Origin of the sequence: Janthinobacterium sp. EB271-G4-3-2, from assembly GCF_020858035.1 — a bacterium.
GTDB classification, from domain to species: domain Bacteria; phylum Pseudomonadota; class Gammaproteobacteria; order Burkholderiales; family Burkholderiaceae_D; genus Janthinobacterium; species Janthinobacterium aestuarii.
In genome coordinates, this window is the sequence record NZ_JACYMG010000005.1 from 367254 (window position 1) to 383481 (window position 16228).

15 protein-coding genes are annotated in these 16228 nt (G+C 64.5%); 9 read left to right on the forward strand and 6 right to left on the reverse strand.

Going from position 1 to position 16228, the window contains the following annotated elements; genetic code table 11:
- Positions 1 to 6 precede the first annotated feature (6 nt).
- From IGS55_RS13910 to IGS55_RS13920, 3 genes are all read right to left on the reverse strand, one after another.
- Positions 7 to 1878 (reverse strand): transthyretin-like family protein, encoded by a 1872-nt coding sequence (locus tag IGS55_RS13910; RefSeq protein WP_230519503.1) that lies wholly within the window; start codon positions 1876 to 1878, stop codon positions 7 to 9.
- A gap of 105 nt (positions 1879 to 1983) precedes the next feature.
- Positions 1984 to 2514: an isochorismatase family protein gene (locus IGS55_RS13915; protein WP_230519502.1), complete on the reverse strand. Its 531-nt coding sequence runs from the start codon at positions 2512 to 2514 to the stop codon at positions 1984 to 1986.
- A 50-nt stretch (positions 2515 to 2564) separates the two neighbouring features.
- Complete coding sequence (locus IGS55_RS13920; RefSeq protein ID WP_034757572.1) at positions 2565 to 3482, reverse strand: LysR family transcriptional regulator; 918 nt, start codon at positions 3480 to 3482, stop codon at positions 2565 to 2567.
- A 122-nt stretch (positions 3483 to 3604) separates the two neighbouring features.
- On the opposite strand from IGS55_RS13920, the gene IGS55_RS13925 reads away from it, so the two are divergent.
- From IGS55_RS13925 to mmsB, 3 genes are all read left to right on the forward strand, one after another.
- Complete coding sequence (locus tag IGS55_RS13925; protein WP_230519501.1) at positions 3605 to 4819, forward strand: ABC transporter substrate-binding protein; 1215 nt, start codon at positions 3605 to 3607, stop codon at positions 4817 to 4819.
- A gap of 113 nt (positions 4820 to 4932) precedes the next feature.
- Positions 4933 to 6447, forward strand: coding sequence for a CoA-acylating methylmalonate-semialdehyde dehydrogenase (locus tag IGS55_RS13930; protein WP_034757580.1), 1515 nt, complete (start codon positions 4933 to 4935; stop codon positions 6445 to 6447).
- Between the two features lie 9 nt (positions 6448 to 6456).
- Positions 6457 to 7350, forward strand: a complete 894-nt coding sequence (gene mmsB, locus IGS55_RS13935) for a 3-hydroxyisobutyrate dehydrogenase (RefSeq protein WP_230519500.1) — start codon at positions 6457 to 6459, stop codon at positions 7348 to 7350.
- On the opposite strand, the gene IGS55_RS13940 is transcribed toward mmsB, so the two are convergent.
- Complete coding sequence (locus tag IGS55_RS13940) at positions 7347 to 7739, reverse strand: DUF1090 family protein (RefSeq protein ID WP_230519499.1); 393 nt, start codon at positions 7737 to 7739, stop codon at positions 7347 to 7349. The two genes, mmsB and IGS55_RS13940, sit on opposite strands and share 4 nt — an antisense overlap.
- Positions 7740 to 7873: 134 nt before the next feature.
- On the opposite strand from IGS55_RS13940, the gene IGS55_RS13945 reads away from it, so the two are divergent.
- From IGS55_RS13945 to IGS55_RS13965, 5 genes are all read left to right on the forward strand, one after another.
- Positions 7874 to 8716: a tetratricopeptide repeat protein gene (locus IGS55_RS13945; protein WP_230519498.1), complete on the forward strand. Its 843-nt coding sequence runs from the start codon at positions 7874 to 7876 to the stop codon at positions 8714 to 8716.
- Positions 8713 to 9714 carry a tetratricopeptide repeat protein gene (locus IGS55_RS13950; protein ID WP_230519497.1) on the forward strand — a complete coding sequence of 334 codons (1002 nt, stop codon included), beginning with the start codon at positions 8713 to 8715 and terminating at the stop codon, positions 9712 to 9714. Before IGS55_RS13945 ends, IGS55_RS13950 begins: the two co-directional genes overlap by 4 nt.
- A gap of 68 nt (positions 9715 to 9782) precedes the next feature.
- Positions 9783 to 10997 (forward strand): AGE family epimerase/isomerase, encoded by a 1215-nt coding sequence (locus IGS55_RS13955; RefSeq protein ID WP_230519496.1) that lies wholly within the window; start codon positions 9783 to 9785, stop codon positions 10995 to 10997.
- Complete coding sequence (locus IGS55_RS13960) at positions 10994 to 11914, forward strand: carbohydrate kinase family protein (RefSeq protein WP_230519495.1); 921 nt, start codon at positions 10994 to 10996, stop codon at positions 11912 to 11914. The genes IGS55_RS13955 and IGS55_RS13960 overlap by 4 nt, the downstream gene beginning before the upstream one ends.
- A 199-nt stretch (positions 11915 to 12113) precedes the next feature.
- Positions 12114 to 12566 (forward strand): hemerythrin domain-containing protein, encoded by a 453-nt coding sequence (locus tag IGS55_RS13965; RefSeq protein ID WP_230519510.1) that lies wholly within the window; start codon positions 12114 to 12116, stop codon positions 12564 to 12566.
- 23 nt (positions 12567 to 12589) lie between these two features.
- On the opposite strand, the gene IGS55_RS13970 is transcribed toward IGS55_RS13965, so the two are convergent.
- Positions 12590 to 13648, reverse strand: coding sequence for a LacI family DNA-binding transcriptional regulator (locus tag IGS55_RS13970; RefSeq protein ID WP_230519494.1), 1059 nt, complete (start codon positions 13646 to 13648; stop codon positions 12590 to 12592).
- Complete coding sequence (locus IGS55_RS13975; RefSeq protein WP_230519493.1) at positions 13632 to 15545, reverse strand: glucokinase; 1914 nt, start codon at positions 15543 to 15545, stop codon at positions 13632 to 13634. Before IGS55_RS13975 ends, IGS55_RS13970 begins: the two co-directional genes overlap by 17 nt.
- A 345-nt stretch (positions 15546 to 15890) precedes the next feature.
- On the opposite strand from IGS55_RS13975, the gene IGS55_RS13980 reads away from it, so the two are divergent.
- On the forward strand, positions 15891 to 16228 hold a 338-nt coding region (locus IGS55_RS13980), incomplete at its 3' end, for a carbohydrate porin (RefSeq protein ID WP_230537217.1).

A 16228-nucleotide genomic window follows, 5' to 3' on the forward strand; every position in this document is an offset into this window, starting at 1 on the left:
GCTCGCCTATTTGCAGTAGAGGCGGTCAATGCTGTGCGGCGACGCCAGGTAATGCCGAGTCTGCCACCCGATGGCCACCCGGTAGGCACACGGCGGATCGAGCGCCACGTTGACGGGGAAGCCGCCGTTGTTGCCCGATAAATGAGGCCCGCCCGCGCCGCCACGGAACAGATAATTGCTGGACGGTGGCGGAGGCGTGAAGCTGGCGGCTGGCAGCGGTGGCGGCGGGTGCGTGATGCCGTTGTTGTTGGAAATCGTGATATTGAAAAAGCGCAGATGCGGGTGGTCTATCGTGTACAGGATATGCACGAGGCCGCCCGCGATGGGGTTGCAGGCATTGCTGCGCAGCTCTTCCAGGTCCAGCGCCACGATGACGGGCGAGTTGTCGAAGACGATGGAATCGAGCCCGTCCGTGGCCACCAGCGCCATGCTGACGCCGTCGCGCACTTCGAAGCCCAGGCGATAGCGGCGTATCGGTTCGCTCTCGGCCGCCGTCAAGCTGCGGCCCGCGTCGAGGATGGGCAAGCCGCCCGGCAGCTTGGCCGGATGCAGGCTCGTGATGGCCGGCGTATTCACGGTCAGCAAGTCAAACGTGCGCAGGAAGATGTTGGGCGCGACGTTGACGATGGCCGTCGTGCCGTCGCGCATGTCCACGGTGACGGGCTTGCCGTCCACCCGTATCCAGCCGCCCGGTTTCAGATCGCCCGCATCGATGATGACGGGCGCCGAATCGCCGAGGCCCAGCCCGTTCGTATAAAACACATAGCCGACGTGCGTGCCGAGGATTTGCGTCAACGGCGCCAGGCTGGCGGGCGCCACCGAAGGGATGGCTGCCGGGTCGTCGCTGCCGCCGGGCCAGGACCATTCGCCGATGAGGAAGCGGTATTCGAGCGGGTTGGCGGGGATAGCGCTGTTGCGCAGCGGACAATTGCCCTTCAAGGTGACGCCGCCGGCGAATACATACGAGGCGCCGGGGCCGCCCGCATAGCCTTGCGCGGAAAAGCCGGCCAGCGAGGGAAACGGGTGGATGTCGAAGATTTCCACCTGCTGCCAGTGGGGCACACCTTCCACGTCCGGCGGCAAGACTTCTTTTGAGCACAATTCCACGCAGAAGCAATGGCCCACGTTTTCGCGCCCCGGCTGGCGGCCGTTGGCCTGCGTTTCCGACAGGATGGTGACGCTGCCCAGTTGCGCCGTGAAATACACGTCGGGCCCGCTGGCGAATTCCACGTTGATGAATGGTGAAAATGGCGTGAGCGTGAAGTCCGACGTCAGATAATCGATGCGGAAGCGCCCGCCGGCGTCCGTCACCGCGACGCCGAGCGCATCGTCCTGCAGCCAGTCGGCGTCGAAGGCCCGCACGGTGGCGCCGGCGATGGGCGCGTGGGGAGCGTCGCAGGTGCGCAGCCGGCCGCAAATGGTCCAAGCGCCGAAGCGGGCGCGCACCAGGCACCAGAAGCGTTGCGGCAGGCAATAGTCCCAGATCGCGAGGAAGTCGTTTTCGGCCTGGCGCCAGCGGGGCTGGATGGTGGTGATGGAAAACTGCAGCGGTACGGGGTCTTTCGGCCCCGGTTTCAAGCGCGGCACGGTAGGGCACAGGATATCGACTTCCACGGCTTCGCCCTGGTAATCGCCTGCCAAGGTGAAACTGTAGTTGCCGTCCTCGTCCGTCCGCGCTTCGGCCAGCAGGAACGGTGCTTTCGCCTGCACCTCTTCTTCCGTGAGGATGGCGAAGGTTTCCTTGGCGCTGGCCATGGCCAGCGCCGTGACGTTTTGCGACTCGCGCGGCCGGTACAGGCGCACGATGACGTGGGATAAGGCTTCAGGACACTCGGCACAGATCAAGCCGCATAGCTTGCCTCGCAGGATATAGGCCATGATGGCTCCCTTGCTGATGTGGACGGCGCGACGCCCGGAATGGCGGCGCTGTTACCAAGCTAGCAAATGGGCAGCGGTCGGGCTTGATCCTGCGTAAAAGTATGGCTATTTGATCAGCGCCAGCACGTCGCGGAAGCGTGGGTGCTTGCAGTCGCGCAGCCACTCGAAGGCCAGCATCTCCACCGTCACCAGATGGGCGCCCAGCTTGCCCAGGCGGGCCAGCGCCGCGTCGCGGCTGGCCCCCTGGCGCGAACCGACGGCATCGATGGCGATGATGACCTCGTACCCCAGCTCCAGCAGGCCGATGGCCGTCTGCAGCATGCACACATGGGCTTCGCAGCCCGTGACGACGATCTGTTTGCGCCCGGCGGGCAGCATCTGCTGCAAGCCGTCAAAGCAGGCGCCGAAATGCGTCTTGTGCAAGGTCCGTTCGCACAGAGCGGCGATCTCTTCCACGTTCGGCCCCAGTCCCTGGCGGTTCTGTTCCGTGCCCAGCACGGGCACGTCGAGCAGGCGGGCGATCTTTGCCAGGCGCAGGTTTTGCGCCAGCACGAGACCGGCGTCGTGGATGGCCGGCATCAAGCGGCCTTGCAGATCGACAATGACCAGCACGGCCTGGTTCGCATCCATCAGCATGGCGTTCTCCTTATTAGTATGTGGCGACAGTGTAGCGCGCCGCAGCGTGCTCAAGCTGGCCAGCTGGGCGTGGCCGTTTCACCCATCAGGTAGGCGTGGTTCAAATCGATGGCGCTGCGCAGGTAATTCCACAGGGCGCTGACCCTGGCGATGTTGCGCCGTTCGCTCGGTGAAATCATCCAGAAGGCGCGCAGCAGGTCGATCTCGCCGTCGAGCACGGGCACCAGTTCGTTCGACTGCTGGGCCACGAAGCAGGGCAGGATCGCCAGCGCCTGGCCCGCGCGCGCCGCGTGGTACTGGGCGATCACGCTGGTGCTGCGAAACGCGCGCAGGGAATCGGGCGCCACGTTGTCCATGTAGCGCAGTTCCGAACTGAAGACCAGGTCGTCCACGTAGCCGATGATCGGGTGCTGCGCCAGCTGCGCCACGCTGGTGATCGGCGCGTGGCGCGCCAGGTAGGCCGGCGTGGCGTACAGTTTCAGCCGGTAGTCGGACAATTTGGTCACCACGTACGGGCCGGACAGGGGGCGTTCGATGGAAATGGCCACGTCCGCCTCGCGCTTGGACAGGCTGACGAAACGGGGCACGGCGATCAGGTCCACGCTGATGTGCGGGTAGCGTCCGCAAAACTGCGCCAGGTGGGGCGCCAGCACGATGGCGCCGAAGCCCTCGGTGGCGCCCAGGCGCACCTGGCCCGACAGCAGCCGGTTATGTTCGCCCAGTTCCTCGGTGGCGGCAAACACCGTGCTTTCCATCGTTTCCGCGTATTCCATCAGGCGGTGGCCCTCGGGCGTCAGCTGGTAACCCACGTAGTTGCGGTCGAACAGCTGCGTGCCCACCTGCTCCTCGAACTTGCGCATGCGCCGCGACACGGTGGAGTGGTCGATGCCCAGCTTTTTCGCCGCATCGACGAGGCCGGCGCTGCGCGTCAGTTCCAGGAAGACCCGTACATTGTCCCAATCGAGCATGGCAAACCCTCTCTGTGCATTTTTGCAAAGGAATTATGCATTAATTTCACTTGAGCGCATATTTTTACACATGCAGAATGCATCTACACATATAAGAAAAACCCATCCACCTGGAGACACGCATGAAAAAAACCGTTCTGGCCATGGGCGCGCTGGCGCTTACCCTGTCCTTTGGCGCGCACGCGCAGATTTCCGATGGCGTCGTCAAGGTCGGCATCCTGACCGACATGTCCGGCCCGTATTCGGCCATGGGCGGGCGCGGCTCCGTCGTCGCCAGCCAGATGGCCGTCGAGGATTGTCTGAAGGCCGAATGCAAGGGCATGAAGATCGAGATCCTGTCGGCCGACCACTTGAACAAGGCCGATATCGCCGCTTCCAAGGCGCGCGAATGGATAGACCGCGACAAGGTCGACGCCATTGCCGATCTGACCAATTCCTCGGTGGCCCTGTCCGTGCAAAAGCTGATGAAAGAGAAGGGCGGCATCGCCATGTTCAGCGGCCCCGCCACGGGGCGCCTGACCAATGAAGACTGCTCGCCGAACGGCTTCCACTGGATGTTCGACACGTATTCGCAGGCGGCCGGCACGGCGGCGGCGCTGACCAAGCTGGGGCAAAAATCGTGGTACTTCGTCACCGTCGATTATGCGTTCGGCCACTCGTTGGAAAAGGATGCCAGCGATGTCGTCAAGCGCAATGGCGGCACCGTCGTGGGCGCCGTGCGCCATCCGCTGAACGCCTCCGATTTCTCGTCCTTTCTGGTGCAGGCGCAAGGCTCGAAAGCGCAGGTGATCGGCCTGGCCAATGGCGGCGCGGACACGGTATCGGCCATCAAGCAGGCGCGCGAGTTCCGCATCGGCAGCGGCAAGGACCAGCGCCTGGCCGCCTTGCTCGTGTTCCTGTCCGACGTGCACGCGCTGGGGCTGGACACGGCCCAGGGCCTCGTCTACGCGGACGGCTTTTACTGGGATTACGACGACCGCAGCCGCGCGTTCGCCAAGCGCTTCGAAGCGCTCAACAAGGGCGCCAAGCCGACCATGGTGCAGGCGGGCGTGTATTCGAGCGTCTACCACTACCTGAAATCGGTGGCGGCGGCGAAGAGCGACGACTCGAAGATCGTCGCCCAGAAGATGCGCGAGCTGCCGATCAAGGACTCGGTGATGAACAATGCCTCGATCCGTCCCGATGGCCGCGTCATCCACGACATGTATCTGGTGCAGGTCAAAACCCCGGCCGAATCGAAAGGCGCGTGGGACTACCTGAAAGTGCTGTCCACCATTTCCGCCGACCAGGCGTTCAAGCCCATGGATGGGGCGGCGTGCAATCTCGTTAAAAAATAATTTTAGTCTATCGACGGAACAGTAGAAGGCCGGGGTCAGACCCGCCGGGTCTGACCCCAGTACTCCGCTGCTCCGCCGAGTCATATGAACATCGCACACCCGGAGCCTCAACCATGAACCAAGCCCTCACCCAAGTCCCCGCCATCCCCCTGCATATAGCCGGCAAGCACCACGCTTCGACCAGCACCGAATGGCGCGACGTCATCAATCCGGCCACGCAGGAAATCGTCGCCAAGGTGCCGTTTTCCACGCCCGACGAAGTGAACCTGGCCGTCGCCACGGCCAAGGAAGCGTTCAAGACCTGGCGCAACACGCCGCTGGCGGCGCGCATGCGCATCATGCTCAAGTACCAGCACCTGATCCGCGAAAACATCGGCACCCTGGCCGAACTGATCACCCGCGAACACGGCAAGACTTTGCCTGACGCGGAAGGGGAGGTGATGCGCGGCCTGGAAGTGGTCGAGCACGCGTGCTCGATCGCCACCTTGCAGCTGGGCGAGATCGCGGAAAACGCGGCCACCGGCGTCGACGTGTACAACATCTACCAGCCGCTGGGCGTGGGCGCCGGCATCACGGCCTTCAATTTCCCCGTCATGCTGCCGTGCTTCATGTTCCCGATCGCTATCGCCTGCGGCAATACGTTCGTATTGAAACCGTCGGAGCAGGATCCATCCTCGTCGATGTACCTGGTCGAACTGATGTACCAGGCGGGCTTGCCGGCCGGCGTCTTGAACGTCGTGCATGGCGGCGCCGACGTCGTCAACATGCTGTGCGACCATCCTGACATCAAGGCCGTCTCCTTCATCGGTTCCACCCATGTGGGCACGCATGTGTACCGCCGCGCCAGCGAATCGGGCAAGCGCGCGCAATCGATGATGGGCGCGAAAAACCATTGCGTGGTGCTGGCCGACGCCAACAAGGAGCAGGCGATCAATAACCTGATCGGCGCGGCGTTCGGCGCGGCCGGCCAGCGCTGCATGGCCAATTCCGTCGTGGTGCTGGTGGGCGAGGCCCGCTCCTGGCTGCCGGAAATCGTCGCCCGCTCGCAAGCCCTGAAAGTGGGGCCGGGCAGCGACCGCACGGCCGACCTGGGACCGATGGTGTCCAAGGCCGCCATGCAGCGCGCGGAAAAGCTGATCCAGGCGGGCGTGGACGAAGGCGCGCAGCTGCTGCTCGACGGCCGCGGCCACAAGGTGGCCGGCTACGAGGGCGGCAATTTCATGGGGCCGACGATTTTCTCGAAGGTGGCCGCATCGAACTCCGTCTACACGCAGGAGATTTTCGGCCCCGCCATGTGCGTCGTCGAGACGGATACCCTGGACCAGGCCATTGCCTTCATCAACGCGAACCCGAACGGTAACGGCACCTCGATCTTCACCTCGTCCGGCTGGGCGGGGCGCAAGTTCCAGAACGAGATCGACGTGGGGCAGGTGGGCATCAACGTGGCCATTCCCGTGCCCGTCGCCTACTTCAGTTTCACGGGCTCGCGCGCGTCGAAACTGGGTGATCTCGGCCCGAACGGCAAGCAAGCCTTGTACTTCTGGACGCAAACGAAGACCGTCACGGCGCGCTGGTTCGCCCCGGACGACGGCGGCAGCGGCGTCAATACCACCATCTCGATGAAATAAGGGGACGCCATGGGCACCAATATCGTTTTCATCGGCCTGGGGAACATGGGGCTGCCCATGGCGCAAAACCTTGTGCGGGCCGGCCATGCGGTGACGGGTTTTGACCTGGTGCCGGCCAGCGTGCGGCAGTTTGCCGACGGCGGCGGCCTCGTCTCCGATGACCAGGCGGCGGCGATTCAGGCCGCCGATATCGTCATCACCATGCTGCCGGCCAGCCGGCATGTTCTCGGCGCGTACCTTGGAGACGCGGGCATTCTGGCGCAGGCGCGGCCCGGTACCTTGCTGATCGACTGTTCGACGATTTCCACCGAGGCGGCACGCCAGGTGGGCCGCGCGGCGCAGGAGCAGGGCATGCCCATGCTGGACGCGCCTGTTTCGGGCGGCACGGCGGGCGCCACCAACGGCACCCTGACCTTCATGGTGGGCGGCGAAGCATCCGCGCTGGCGGCGGCGCGGCCCTATCTGGACGTCATGGGCAAGGCCATCTTCCATGCGGGCGGCTCGGGCTGCGGCCAGACGGTCAAGATCTGCAACAACATGCTGCTGGGGATACTGATGATCGGCACCAGCGAAGCGATCCGCCTGGGCGTGGCCAATGGGCTCGATCCCAAAGTGGTGTCGGACGTGATGGCGAAAAGCTCGGGCCGCAACTGGACCCTGGACGTGTACAACCCGTGCCCGGGCGTGGCGGAAAACGTGCCCGCGTCGCGCGGCTATACGGGCGGCTTCGGCGTCGACCTGATGCTGAAAGACCTGGGCCTGGCCGTGGAAAGCGCGCTGGCCAGCGGAGCGAGTGTGCCGCTGGGCGCCTTGTCGCGCAATTTATACAGTTTGCACAGCAAGGCGGGATCGGGCGCGCTGGATTTTTCCAGCATCTATCAGATGCTGGGCGATAAAACTTAAGGTTGCTGCGCCTGCAGGGCGGCCAGTTCCGCCCTGGCTTTCTCCAGCTTGCCTTCCAGCTTGGCGATTTTCTTTGGCTGTTTATTGGCTTCCTGGGCCAGGCGCAGCGAACGCTCCGTCTGGTTGACTTTCGCCTGCGCCTTGACGATTTTCTTGTTGTGGCGCTCGACCAGGGTGCTGTCGCGGCAGTGGGCGTTGACTTCATCGAGCGCGCGCGTGAGGCCCGCGACCTTGTCGGACAAGCCCTGTTCTTTGGCCTGGCGCAATTCGCTGCGGATGCTTTCGCGCTTGGCGGCGCAGCCGGCCAGCTGGGTGTCGGCGGCGCTGGCGGCTCCGCTTGCGGCGATGGCAAGGAGCAAGGTCAGGGCGGTTTTCGATAGATGGTTCATAGTGTTCCTGTATCAGTGGCGGGCCCGTGCAATGTAAGCCCGCCGGGGTGCCCTGTCAAACTTCGCCTACCGTGCGCGCCTGTCCCGCATGGCATCGGCTACCATGCGTGTTTTCTTCTTTCCGACACCGCCGCATGCCCAAGAAATTACTCTGTCTGATTCCTTTTCTGCTGCCGCTGCCCGTCCTGGCGCAAACTCCGCCCACCTTGCTCGACCTGCAGCTGATCGCCATCAAGGCCAGGGCGGATGTGGCTAGCCATAGCCCGCAAAGTATCACCGAATTTGCCGACGCCCGGCGGCTGGCGGAAACGGGCGACGTGGAGGCGCAGCTGGAACTGGCGCGCATGCTGCAGCTGGGCATCGGCACGCCGCAAGACACGGCGCTATCGATGGCCTGGGTGCGCAAGTCGGCCGAGGGCGGCTATGCGCCGGCGCAATCGGCTTTGGGCCTGGCCTATGCCGTGGGCGGCAAGGTACCCATCGACCGTGTGCAGGGCGAATACTGGCTGCGCAAGGGCGTGGCGCAAGGCGACGCACTGGCGCAAACCATCCTGGCGCTGGAATTTATCGATGGCGGCAGCAGTGCCGAAGAACAGGCGCTGGCCATCACCTGGCTGAAGGCGGCGGCGAACGAGCAACACTTTGTGCCCGCCTACAATGCGCTGGGCGAGCACCTGATGCGTGCCGCCACCGATGAGCAGCAGCGCGGCGAGGCTTTCCGCTGGTATGACAGATCGGCGCGTGAAAAGGAGCCGGCCGGCATGCGCAACCTGGCCCGCGCGCACGAACTGGGCCTGGGCGTGAAACAGTCGGACAAGCTGGCCCTGGTGTGGTACGAACGGGCGGGATGGAGCGGCGACGTGCCCGCCATGCGGCGCATGGTCGATGTGTACGTCAAGGGCGAACTGGGACAACAGGCGAATGCCGAAGACGCCGCCGAATGGCGCGGCAAATTGGCTGAAAAGGAAAACAAATGAAGACTATGTTGTTCATCTTGAGCCTGGCGCTGGCGCAGCCCGTCCCGGCGCAACAGGCGTCCGCCAAAGCACCGCGCCAGCATCCGGCGCTGGCCGAATTCGACACGCGCGGCCTCGATGACATGCGCGCAAAGGTGCGGGCCGTGATCGACCGCCCGGCCGACCTGTCGCCGGACAAGGTCGCCGCCTTCGACAAGACGCGCGCCGCTGCGGAAGGGGGCGACACCGCCGCCCAGCTGGAACTGGCGCAGATGCTGCACGAGGGCGAGGGCACGCCGCGCGATATCGACGCCGGCCTGGCGTGGATGAAGAAATCGGCCGAAGGCGGCTATGGTCCGGCGCAGGCTTTCCTGGGCGTGGCCTATACCTTGGGCCAGGGCGTGGCCATCGACCGCAAGCTGGGCGAATACTGGTCGCGCAAGGGCGCCGCGCAAGGGGTGGAACTGGCCAACTTCATGGTGGCGCAGCACTTTGAAAATATCCACAGCAGCGCGGAAGAGCAGGCGCACGCGCTGCACTGGCTCAAGTACTATGCTGAAAACGGCTTCATCCCCGCCTACAATGAAATCGGCTACCGCCTGATGATGACGGCGAAGGGCGAGGCGCAGCGCAAGGAGGCGTTCGGCTGGTACATGAAGTCGGCCAAGGCGCTCGATCCGTCGGGCTTGAACAACGTGGCCTACTCGTATGAAGTGGGGCAGGGCGCACCGCAGAGCGACGAAGCGGCCCTGGGCTGGTACGAGATGGCGGCCATCGCCAAAAGCCCGCCGGGCCAGACGGGCTTTGCGCGGCTGCTGGAGCAGGGCCGTGGCGGCCCGACCCGGCAAGGGCCGGCTCCTGAACCGTTCGAGTTGTACCTGCTGGCCGCAAAGCAGGGCGACGCTGAAGCCATCGAACGGCTGGTCAAGGTGTACGATAAGGGCGAGCTGGGACAGGCGGCCGACCCCGCGCAGGCCGCACTGTGGCGTGAAAAGCTCAGGCTGGCCAAGACGCCTTGACGGGGCATGACGGCGCGGAAACGGCATGCTATCATCATTGTTATCGATAACAATATCATGAGAGAACCATGAATCCCGATTTCCGCTCCAAGGCGATGCTCGAAGCGCATATCCTGCACACGATGCACTTTTATCACCCGCGCGCCATTGACCCCAGCGGCGGCTTTTATCATTTCTTCCTCGACGATGGCACCGTGTACGACGCCAGCACGCGCCACCTGGTCAGCAGCACGCGCTTCATCTTCAATTACGCCATGGCGTACCGCCGTTTCGGCGGCGACGATTACCAGGCGGCCCTGCGCCACGGCGTGGCCTTTTTGCGCGACGCGCACCGCGACGCGGCCACGGGCGGCTACGCCTGGCAACTGTCGTGGAAAGACGGCGTCAAGACGGTCGAAGACGGCGCCAACCACTGCTACGGCCTCGCTTTCGTGCTGCTGGCCTATGCCCACGCCTTGCAGGCGGGGATGCCGGAAGCGCGCGCCTACCTGGACGAAACGTTCGAATTGATGGAGCAGCGCTTCTGGCTGCCCGAACACGGCCTGTATGCGGACGTGGCCAGCGCCGACTGGTCTGCTCCGGATGGCTACCGTGGCCAGAACGCGAACATGCATGCGTGCGAAGCGATGCTGGCCGCGTTCGAAGCGACGGGCGAGGCACGCTACCTGCACCGCGCAGAGACGCTTGCGCAGAATATCACCGTGCGCCAGGCGGATCTGGCGAACGGCATGATCTGGGAACACTACACGCCCGACTGGGCCATCGACTGGGATTACAACCTGCACGACAAGAGCAATATCTTCCGCCCGTGGGGCTACCAGCCCGGCCACTTCACGGAATGGGCCAAGCTGCTCTTGATCATGGAGCGGCACGCCAAGTTCATGGCCGGTCCGTCCGGCTGGCTGCTGCCGCGCGCGCGCGAACTGTACGACACTGCCCTGGACAAGGCCTGGGATGGCGCGCATGGCGGCATTTACTACGGTTTCGGCCCGCAAGATGAAATCTGCGATGGCGACAAATACTTCTGGGTGCAGGCGGAAAGCTTCGCCGCGGCCGCCGTGCTGGCCGTGCGCACGGGCGACGACGCCTACTGGCAAAGCTACGACAAGATCTGGGACTACAGCTGGAAGCACTTCGTCGACCATGAACACGGCGCCTGGTACCGCATCTTGACGCCCGAGAACCAAAAAATCAGCAACGAGAAAAGTCCGGCCGGCAAGACCGATTACCACACCATGGGCGCCTGCTATGAAGTGCTGAACGCGATTGGCGGTGCGGCATGAGTGCTTCTTTCCCCGCTTTTGTGTCGGCAGGCGAAGCGCTGACGGACATGCTGCGCACGGGCGCGGACACCTGGAGCAGCCAGGTGGGCGGCTCGACCTGGAACGTGGCGCGCGTGATGGCGCGCCTGGGCGTGCCCAGCGCCTTTGCGGGCGCCGTCAGCCGCGACGTCTTTGGCGACGCGCTGGCCGCTGCCACCGACGTGGCGGGCCTGGACATGCGCTTCCTGCAGCGCCATGCGAAGTCGCCGCTGCTGGCCATCGTGCATGAACTGCACCCGCCCACGTATTACTTCATCGGCGACGACAGCGCCGACCTGCATTTCGACGCGGCGCTTTTGCCGGCCGGCTGGATGCAGGGCGCGCAATGGGTGCATTTCGGCGGCATCAGCCTGGCGCGCGAACCGCTGGCGGGCAAGCTGGTGGCGCTGGCGCAGGAACTGAAGGCGGCTGGCGTGAAAATCAGCTACGACCCGAATTTCCGCATCATGATGGATGAACGCTACGACGCCACCCTGCGCCGCATGACGGAGCTGGCCGACGTGATCAAGGTGTCCGATGAAGACTTGGCCGGGCTGTTCCGCCACGGCGACATCGATGGCGCGTTTGCCATGCTGTGCAGCTGGAATCCGCACGCCACATATTTGTATACGCGCGGCGCGCACGGCGCGGCCCTGTACCAGGACGAACGGACATGGCAGGCGGCGCCGCCCGTCATCGAGGTGGTCGACTCGGTGGGGGCGGGCGACGCCAGCATCGGCGGCTTGCTGTACAGCCTGATGTACCGCCCGGATGCCGACGGCGGCCAGCACCTGCGCTTTGCCGTCGCGGCCGGGGCGGGTGCCTGCCTGGCGGCCGGTGCGGCGCCTCCTTCGGTGGAGCTGGTGCAGTCGCTCGAGACACGCACGGTCGTCAGTTAAGTCAGGGTTGGCCTGATCTGCATCAACAAGGTAGCCGCATTTACGCTTGGCCTACCTTGTTGTAAGCAATGCTCCTACATGGCTACCGCAGGGTGCTGCCTACAATGTCGACTTCGTGCTGACATTTGGAGACAACATCATGGCCACCCAATCACCTCAGGCAGCTTCCGTTTCCCAAACACAGGCAGGCATGCCGGACATGGACGCGATCGAGCTGCTGACGCAAGATCATCACACCGTGAAAGACCTGTTCGAGCAGTATGAGGGCCTCAGCGACCGTTCGCTCGTCAGCAAGCGCAAGCTGGCCCTGAAAATCTGTGAGGAACTGAGCAGGCATGCGATGGCGGAAGAAGAAATTTTCTATCCTGCCGTGCGCGAGGCCAGCCGTTCGAACGAAGACTTGATCGATGAAGCCATCGTCGAGCACGCATCGGCCAAGGAATTGATCGCGCAAATCGTCGCCATGGCGCCCGGCGAAGACTTGTACGACGCCAAGGTCAAGGTACTCTCCGAGCAAATCGATCACCACGTACTGGAAGAGGAGAGCGAGATTTTCCCGCGCGCACGCGATACGGAAATCGACCTGCAAGCCATGGGCAGCCAGATCGCGGCGCGCAAGGCGGAAATTGAGCTGCCCGACATGCGGGCGTGAATGCCATGTACGCTTGCTTGTGGCTAGCGAACGCGTCCCGTCGACGCGCGTTCCATCAAGGTAAACGCCATCAAATGATGCGTGGCCGTCGCCGTTTCCCCGGCGCGGCGCTGGCGGATTTCGTCGATGACGAGACTGACGGCGGCGCGCGCCATGTCGGCGATGGGCTGGTGGATGGTGGTCAGCTCGGGCCAGACGGTGGTGGCGACGGGCGTGTCGTCGAAACCGCACACGCTCAGTTCCGCCGGCACCTGCAAGCCCATGCCGTGCGCCACGGCCAGGGTGGCGGCGGCCATGTCGTCGTTGCTGGCGAAGATGGCGCTCGGGTGCGGTGCTTGCGCCAGCAGCTGGCGCGCCGCGTCGAGCCCCGAACGATACGTAAAGTAGCCTTGCGCCACCCTGTGCGGCGCTACCTGCAAGCCCGCTTCCCGCATGGCGTCCTCGAAGGCCTGGCGGCGCAGCAGGGCGGGCGTGTGCGCCGGGTCCCCTTCGATGAAGCCGATGTCGCGGTGGCCCAGTTCGAGCAAATGGCGCGTCATGGCCAGCGCGCCTTCGTAGTCGTCGATGCGCACGGCCGAGACGCCGGGCGAGGGGCGCGCCGTGGCCACGGCGATGGCGGGGATGCCCATGGTATTGAGCTGCGCCAGCACCGTTGGCGAATCGCACAAGGGCGGCGGCACGAGGATGCCGTCCACGCCGGCGGCCACCAGGCAATCGATGCCGGCGCGCTGGCTGCCCTGGTCTTCGCAGCGTTCGAGCAGCAGTTGGCCGCCGCCCTGGCGGCACTGGTCCATGGCGCCGACGAGGAATTCGCTGAGGAAGGCGGCGCTGGGGTTGCTGTATAACAGGCCGATGCGCAGGGTGCCCGTGCGGGCGGCTCTGGCCGCCAGATTGGGCTGGTAGCGCAGGCTGGCGATCGCCGCCTCGACCTTGCCGCGCGTGGCCGTGCTGACGCTGGCGCGCCCGTTGATCACGCGCGATACCGTCATGGCCGACACGCCGGCCACGCGCGCCACGTCGTGCACGGTGGCCCCGCTGGCAGTATCGGGAGCGGCGTGCGCCGCCTTATTCGAGGTGGCCACCGAATTTCAGCTTGCCGCTGATGCGCATGCCGTGCAATTGACCTTCTTCCAGCTCGGCGGCGCTGGTGCGCTGCGCCGTGTCGCGCCGCGCCAGTCCCACCGACAGGATATCGAGCATCATCAGCTGCAGCAGGCGCACGATCATGGGCACGAAATTGAGGTTGCCTTCCGGGTGGTTCAAGGTCAGCAGCACGTCGGCCAGCTTGGCCAGCGGCGAACCGCTGGCCGTGATCGCCAGCACGCGCGCGCCGCAGCCCTGCGCCACCTTGACGGTGCGCAGCAGGTCGGGCAGGGCGCCCGAGCGGGAAATGACCAGCGCCACGTCGCCCGGCTTGAGCATGGCGGCGCTCATTTCCTGCGCCTGCGGGTCGGCAAAGAAGCTGCTGACGATGCCCAGGTTGAGCAGCTTGTGCTGCATGTCGTCGGCCACCACGCGGGCGCTGCCCACGGCCAGCAATTCCACGCGCTGCGCGCCGCGCAGCAGTTCGATGGCCGCCGTCAGCGCCTTCACGTCGAGCATGTCGCGCATGGCCAGCGCGGCTGAGGCATTATTGCCAAGCACCTTGCGCGCCAGTTCCGCGTCGGAGTCCGAGATCTCCACGTGGCAGTGGGCCACCGTGATGGCGCCGCCCGTCAGGCCGGACGCCAGCTTCAATTTGAAGTCGGCCAGGCCCTGCACGCCGATCGAGCGGCAAAAACGCATCACGGTCGGCTGGCTCACGCCCACCCGCTGGGCGATTTCGGCGATCGGCAGCGTGAGCATGGCATTCGGTTCCTTCAGCACCCAGTCGGCCACCTTGCATTCCGATGGGCTCATGCGCCCGCGCGCCTGGCGCACGGATTCCAGTACGGGCGCGCCGGTATGGGCGCGCTTGAGCTTTTGCGCCAGGATGGCGGCGATGCCGAGGAATGTCGGCAGTTCGGCCGTGATCAGGAAGGTGGGAATCTGCGCCAGGTATTCGTTCAGGCGGCCCTTCTGTTCGAAGCGGGCGCGGAACTGCGACTGTTCGAACAGGGGACCCAGGCGCGGCACGATGCCCCCGCCTATATAGATGCCGCCCAGCGCGCCCAGGGTCATGGCCACGTTGCCGGCGATGGAGCCGAGGATGGCGCAAAAGCAGTCCACCGCTTCCAGGCACACGTCGCATTCATTGTTCAGGGCGCGGCTGGTGATGTCGGCCGCCAGCAGCGTCGGCGCATCGGGTTTGCCGGCGCGCTCGGACAGGGCGCGGTAGATCAGTTCCAGCCCCCGCCCGGAAGCGAGGCGTTCGGCCGAGACGTGCGACAGCTCGCGCCAGGCGAAGGACAGCACGTCCATTTCGCGCTGGTCGCACGGAGCGAAGCTGACGTGGCCCCCTTCGCTGCCCAGCGCGATCCAGCGGTCTTCCGCGGGGATCATGCCCGACACGCCCAGGCCCGTGCCCGAACCGAGCAAACCGATGACGCTGTCGGCGCGCGCCATGCCGCCGCCGATCTGCTGGCGCTGGTCGGGCCGCAGATAGGGCAGGGCCATGGCCAGCGCCGTGAAGTCGTTCACCACCAGCAGGGTATCGAGACCCAGCGCGGCGCGCATGGCCTCGATCGAGAAGAACCAGTGATGGTTCATCATGCGGATATTGTCGTCGTCGATGGGATTGGCGATGGCGATGGCCGCATGGCGCACGCGCGCCGAACCGGCGGCGCGCGCTTCGTCGCTGTCAATATACGCGGTGATGGCGTCGAGCAGCGACGCGTAGTCGTCGCAGGGCAGCACGGCCACCGCTTCCAGATGGCCCTGGCGCGTTTCCAGCACGAAGCGGGCATTGGTGCCGCCGATGTCTGCCAGCAGGCGGGGCCCTTCGCTGAAACGCTCCGCCGGATCGCTGCCTGCTACTTCCATTTTTTCATCAATTTTCATGGCGGTGCCTAGTCTCGTATGCGTGCACGGTCGTGGCCGCGCACTGTCGTTATGGCAAAAACCAAGGATTTTAATTCGTATACGTGCCGCGTGCCGAAAAATGCGGGGTGCTTGCGCAAATGCCCGTCCACCGGGCCGGATGGGGGGGCGCCAGCGGAAAAAAACAGGGCAGTCAACCCGTATATCGGTACGCAAATAAAGTGTCGCAGAGTAGTCGTAGGATTACAACATAATATGTTGATATTTGTTCGTAGTATAGTTACTATGTCCCTGCTGGAAAGAATTCTGGCCAGTACATTCGGCCACGAATGACTAGATAAAAAATAACTACTGAGGAGACTTACCATGCTGCATCGCAACATGTTGAAGGCCGTGTTGAAGACACTGCCAGCTGCCATCGTCTTGGCCATCGCCAGCGGTTCCGCTGCCGCCGACCCCATGTATCCATCCGATTCCGAAGGCTTCCACGGCTACCTGCGCGCCGGCGCCGGCAGCAATACCTCGGGCGACGGCGGTTCGCAAGGCTGCTTCGGTCTGGGCGGCAACACCATGAAATATCGTCTGGGCAATGAGTGCGACGCCTACACGGAATTCGGCTACACCAAGTCCGTCGCCAAGTCCGGCGGCGTGAACTACCTGGCCACGATCTGGGTCAACGCCTACGCGCCGAACTCCGATTTCGG

What these genes read in the sequence shown, in the direction of transcription:
- IGS55_RS13960 (WP_230519495.1), top strand. Translation starts at nt 10,994, where the DNA reads ATGAGTGCTTCTTTCCCCGCTTTTGTGTCGGCAGGCGAAGCGCTGACG.
- IGS55_RS13945 (WP_230519498.1), top strand. Translation starts at nt 7,874, where the DNA reads ATGCCCAAGAAATTACTCTGTCTGATTCCTTTTCTGCTGCCGCTGCCC.
- IGS55_RS13920 (WP_034757572.1), bottom strand. Translation starts at nt 3,482, where the DNA reads ATGCTCGATTGGGACAATGTACGGGTCTTCCTGGAACTGACGCGCAGC.
- IGS55_RS13925 (WP_230519501.1), top strand. Translation starts at nt 3,605, where the DNA reads ATGAAAAAAACCGTTCTGGCCATGGGCGCGCTGGCGCTTACCCTGTCC.
- IGS55_RS13950 (WP_230519497.1), top strand. Translation starts at nt 8,713, where the DNA reads ATGAAGACTATGTTGTTCATCTTGAGCCTGGCGCTGGCGCAGCCCGTC.
- IGS55_RS13975 (WP_230519493.1), bottom strand. Translation starts at nt 15,545, where the DNA reads ATGAAAATTGATGAAAAAATGGAAGTAGCAGGCAGCGATCCGGCGGAG.
- IGS55_RS13965 (WP_230519510.1), top strand. Translation starts at nt 12,114, where the DNA reads ATGGACGCGATCGAGCTGCTGACGCAAGATCATCACACCGTGAAAGAC.
- IGS55_RS13930 (WP_034757580.1), top strand. Translation starts at nt 4,933, where the DNA reads ATGAACCAAGCCCTCACCCAAGTCCCCGCCATCCCCCTGCATATAGCC.
- IGS55_RS13955 (WP_230519496.1), top strand. Translation starts at nt 9,783, where the DNA reads ATGAATCCCGATTTCCGCTCCAAGGCGATGCTCGAAGCGCATATCCTG.
- IGS55_RS13910 (WP_230519503.1), bottom strand. Translation starts at nt 1,878, where the DNA reads ATGGCCTATATCCTGCGAGGCAAGCTATGCGGCTTGATCTGTGCCGAG.
- IGS55_RS13915 (WP_230519502.1), bottom strand. Translation starts at nt 2,514, where the DNA reads ATGCTGATGGATGCGAACCAGGCCGTGCTGGTCATTGTCGATCTGCAA.
- IGS55_RS13940 (WP_230519499.1), bottom strand. Translation starts at nt 7,739, where the DNA reads ATGAACCATCTATCGAAAACCGCCCTGACCTTGCTCCTTGCCATCGCC.
- mmsB (WP_230519500.1), top strand. Translation starts at nt 6,457, where the DNA reads ATGGGCACCAATATCGTTTTCATCGGCCTGGGGAACATGGGGCTGCCC.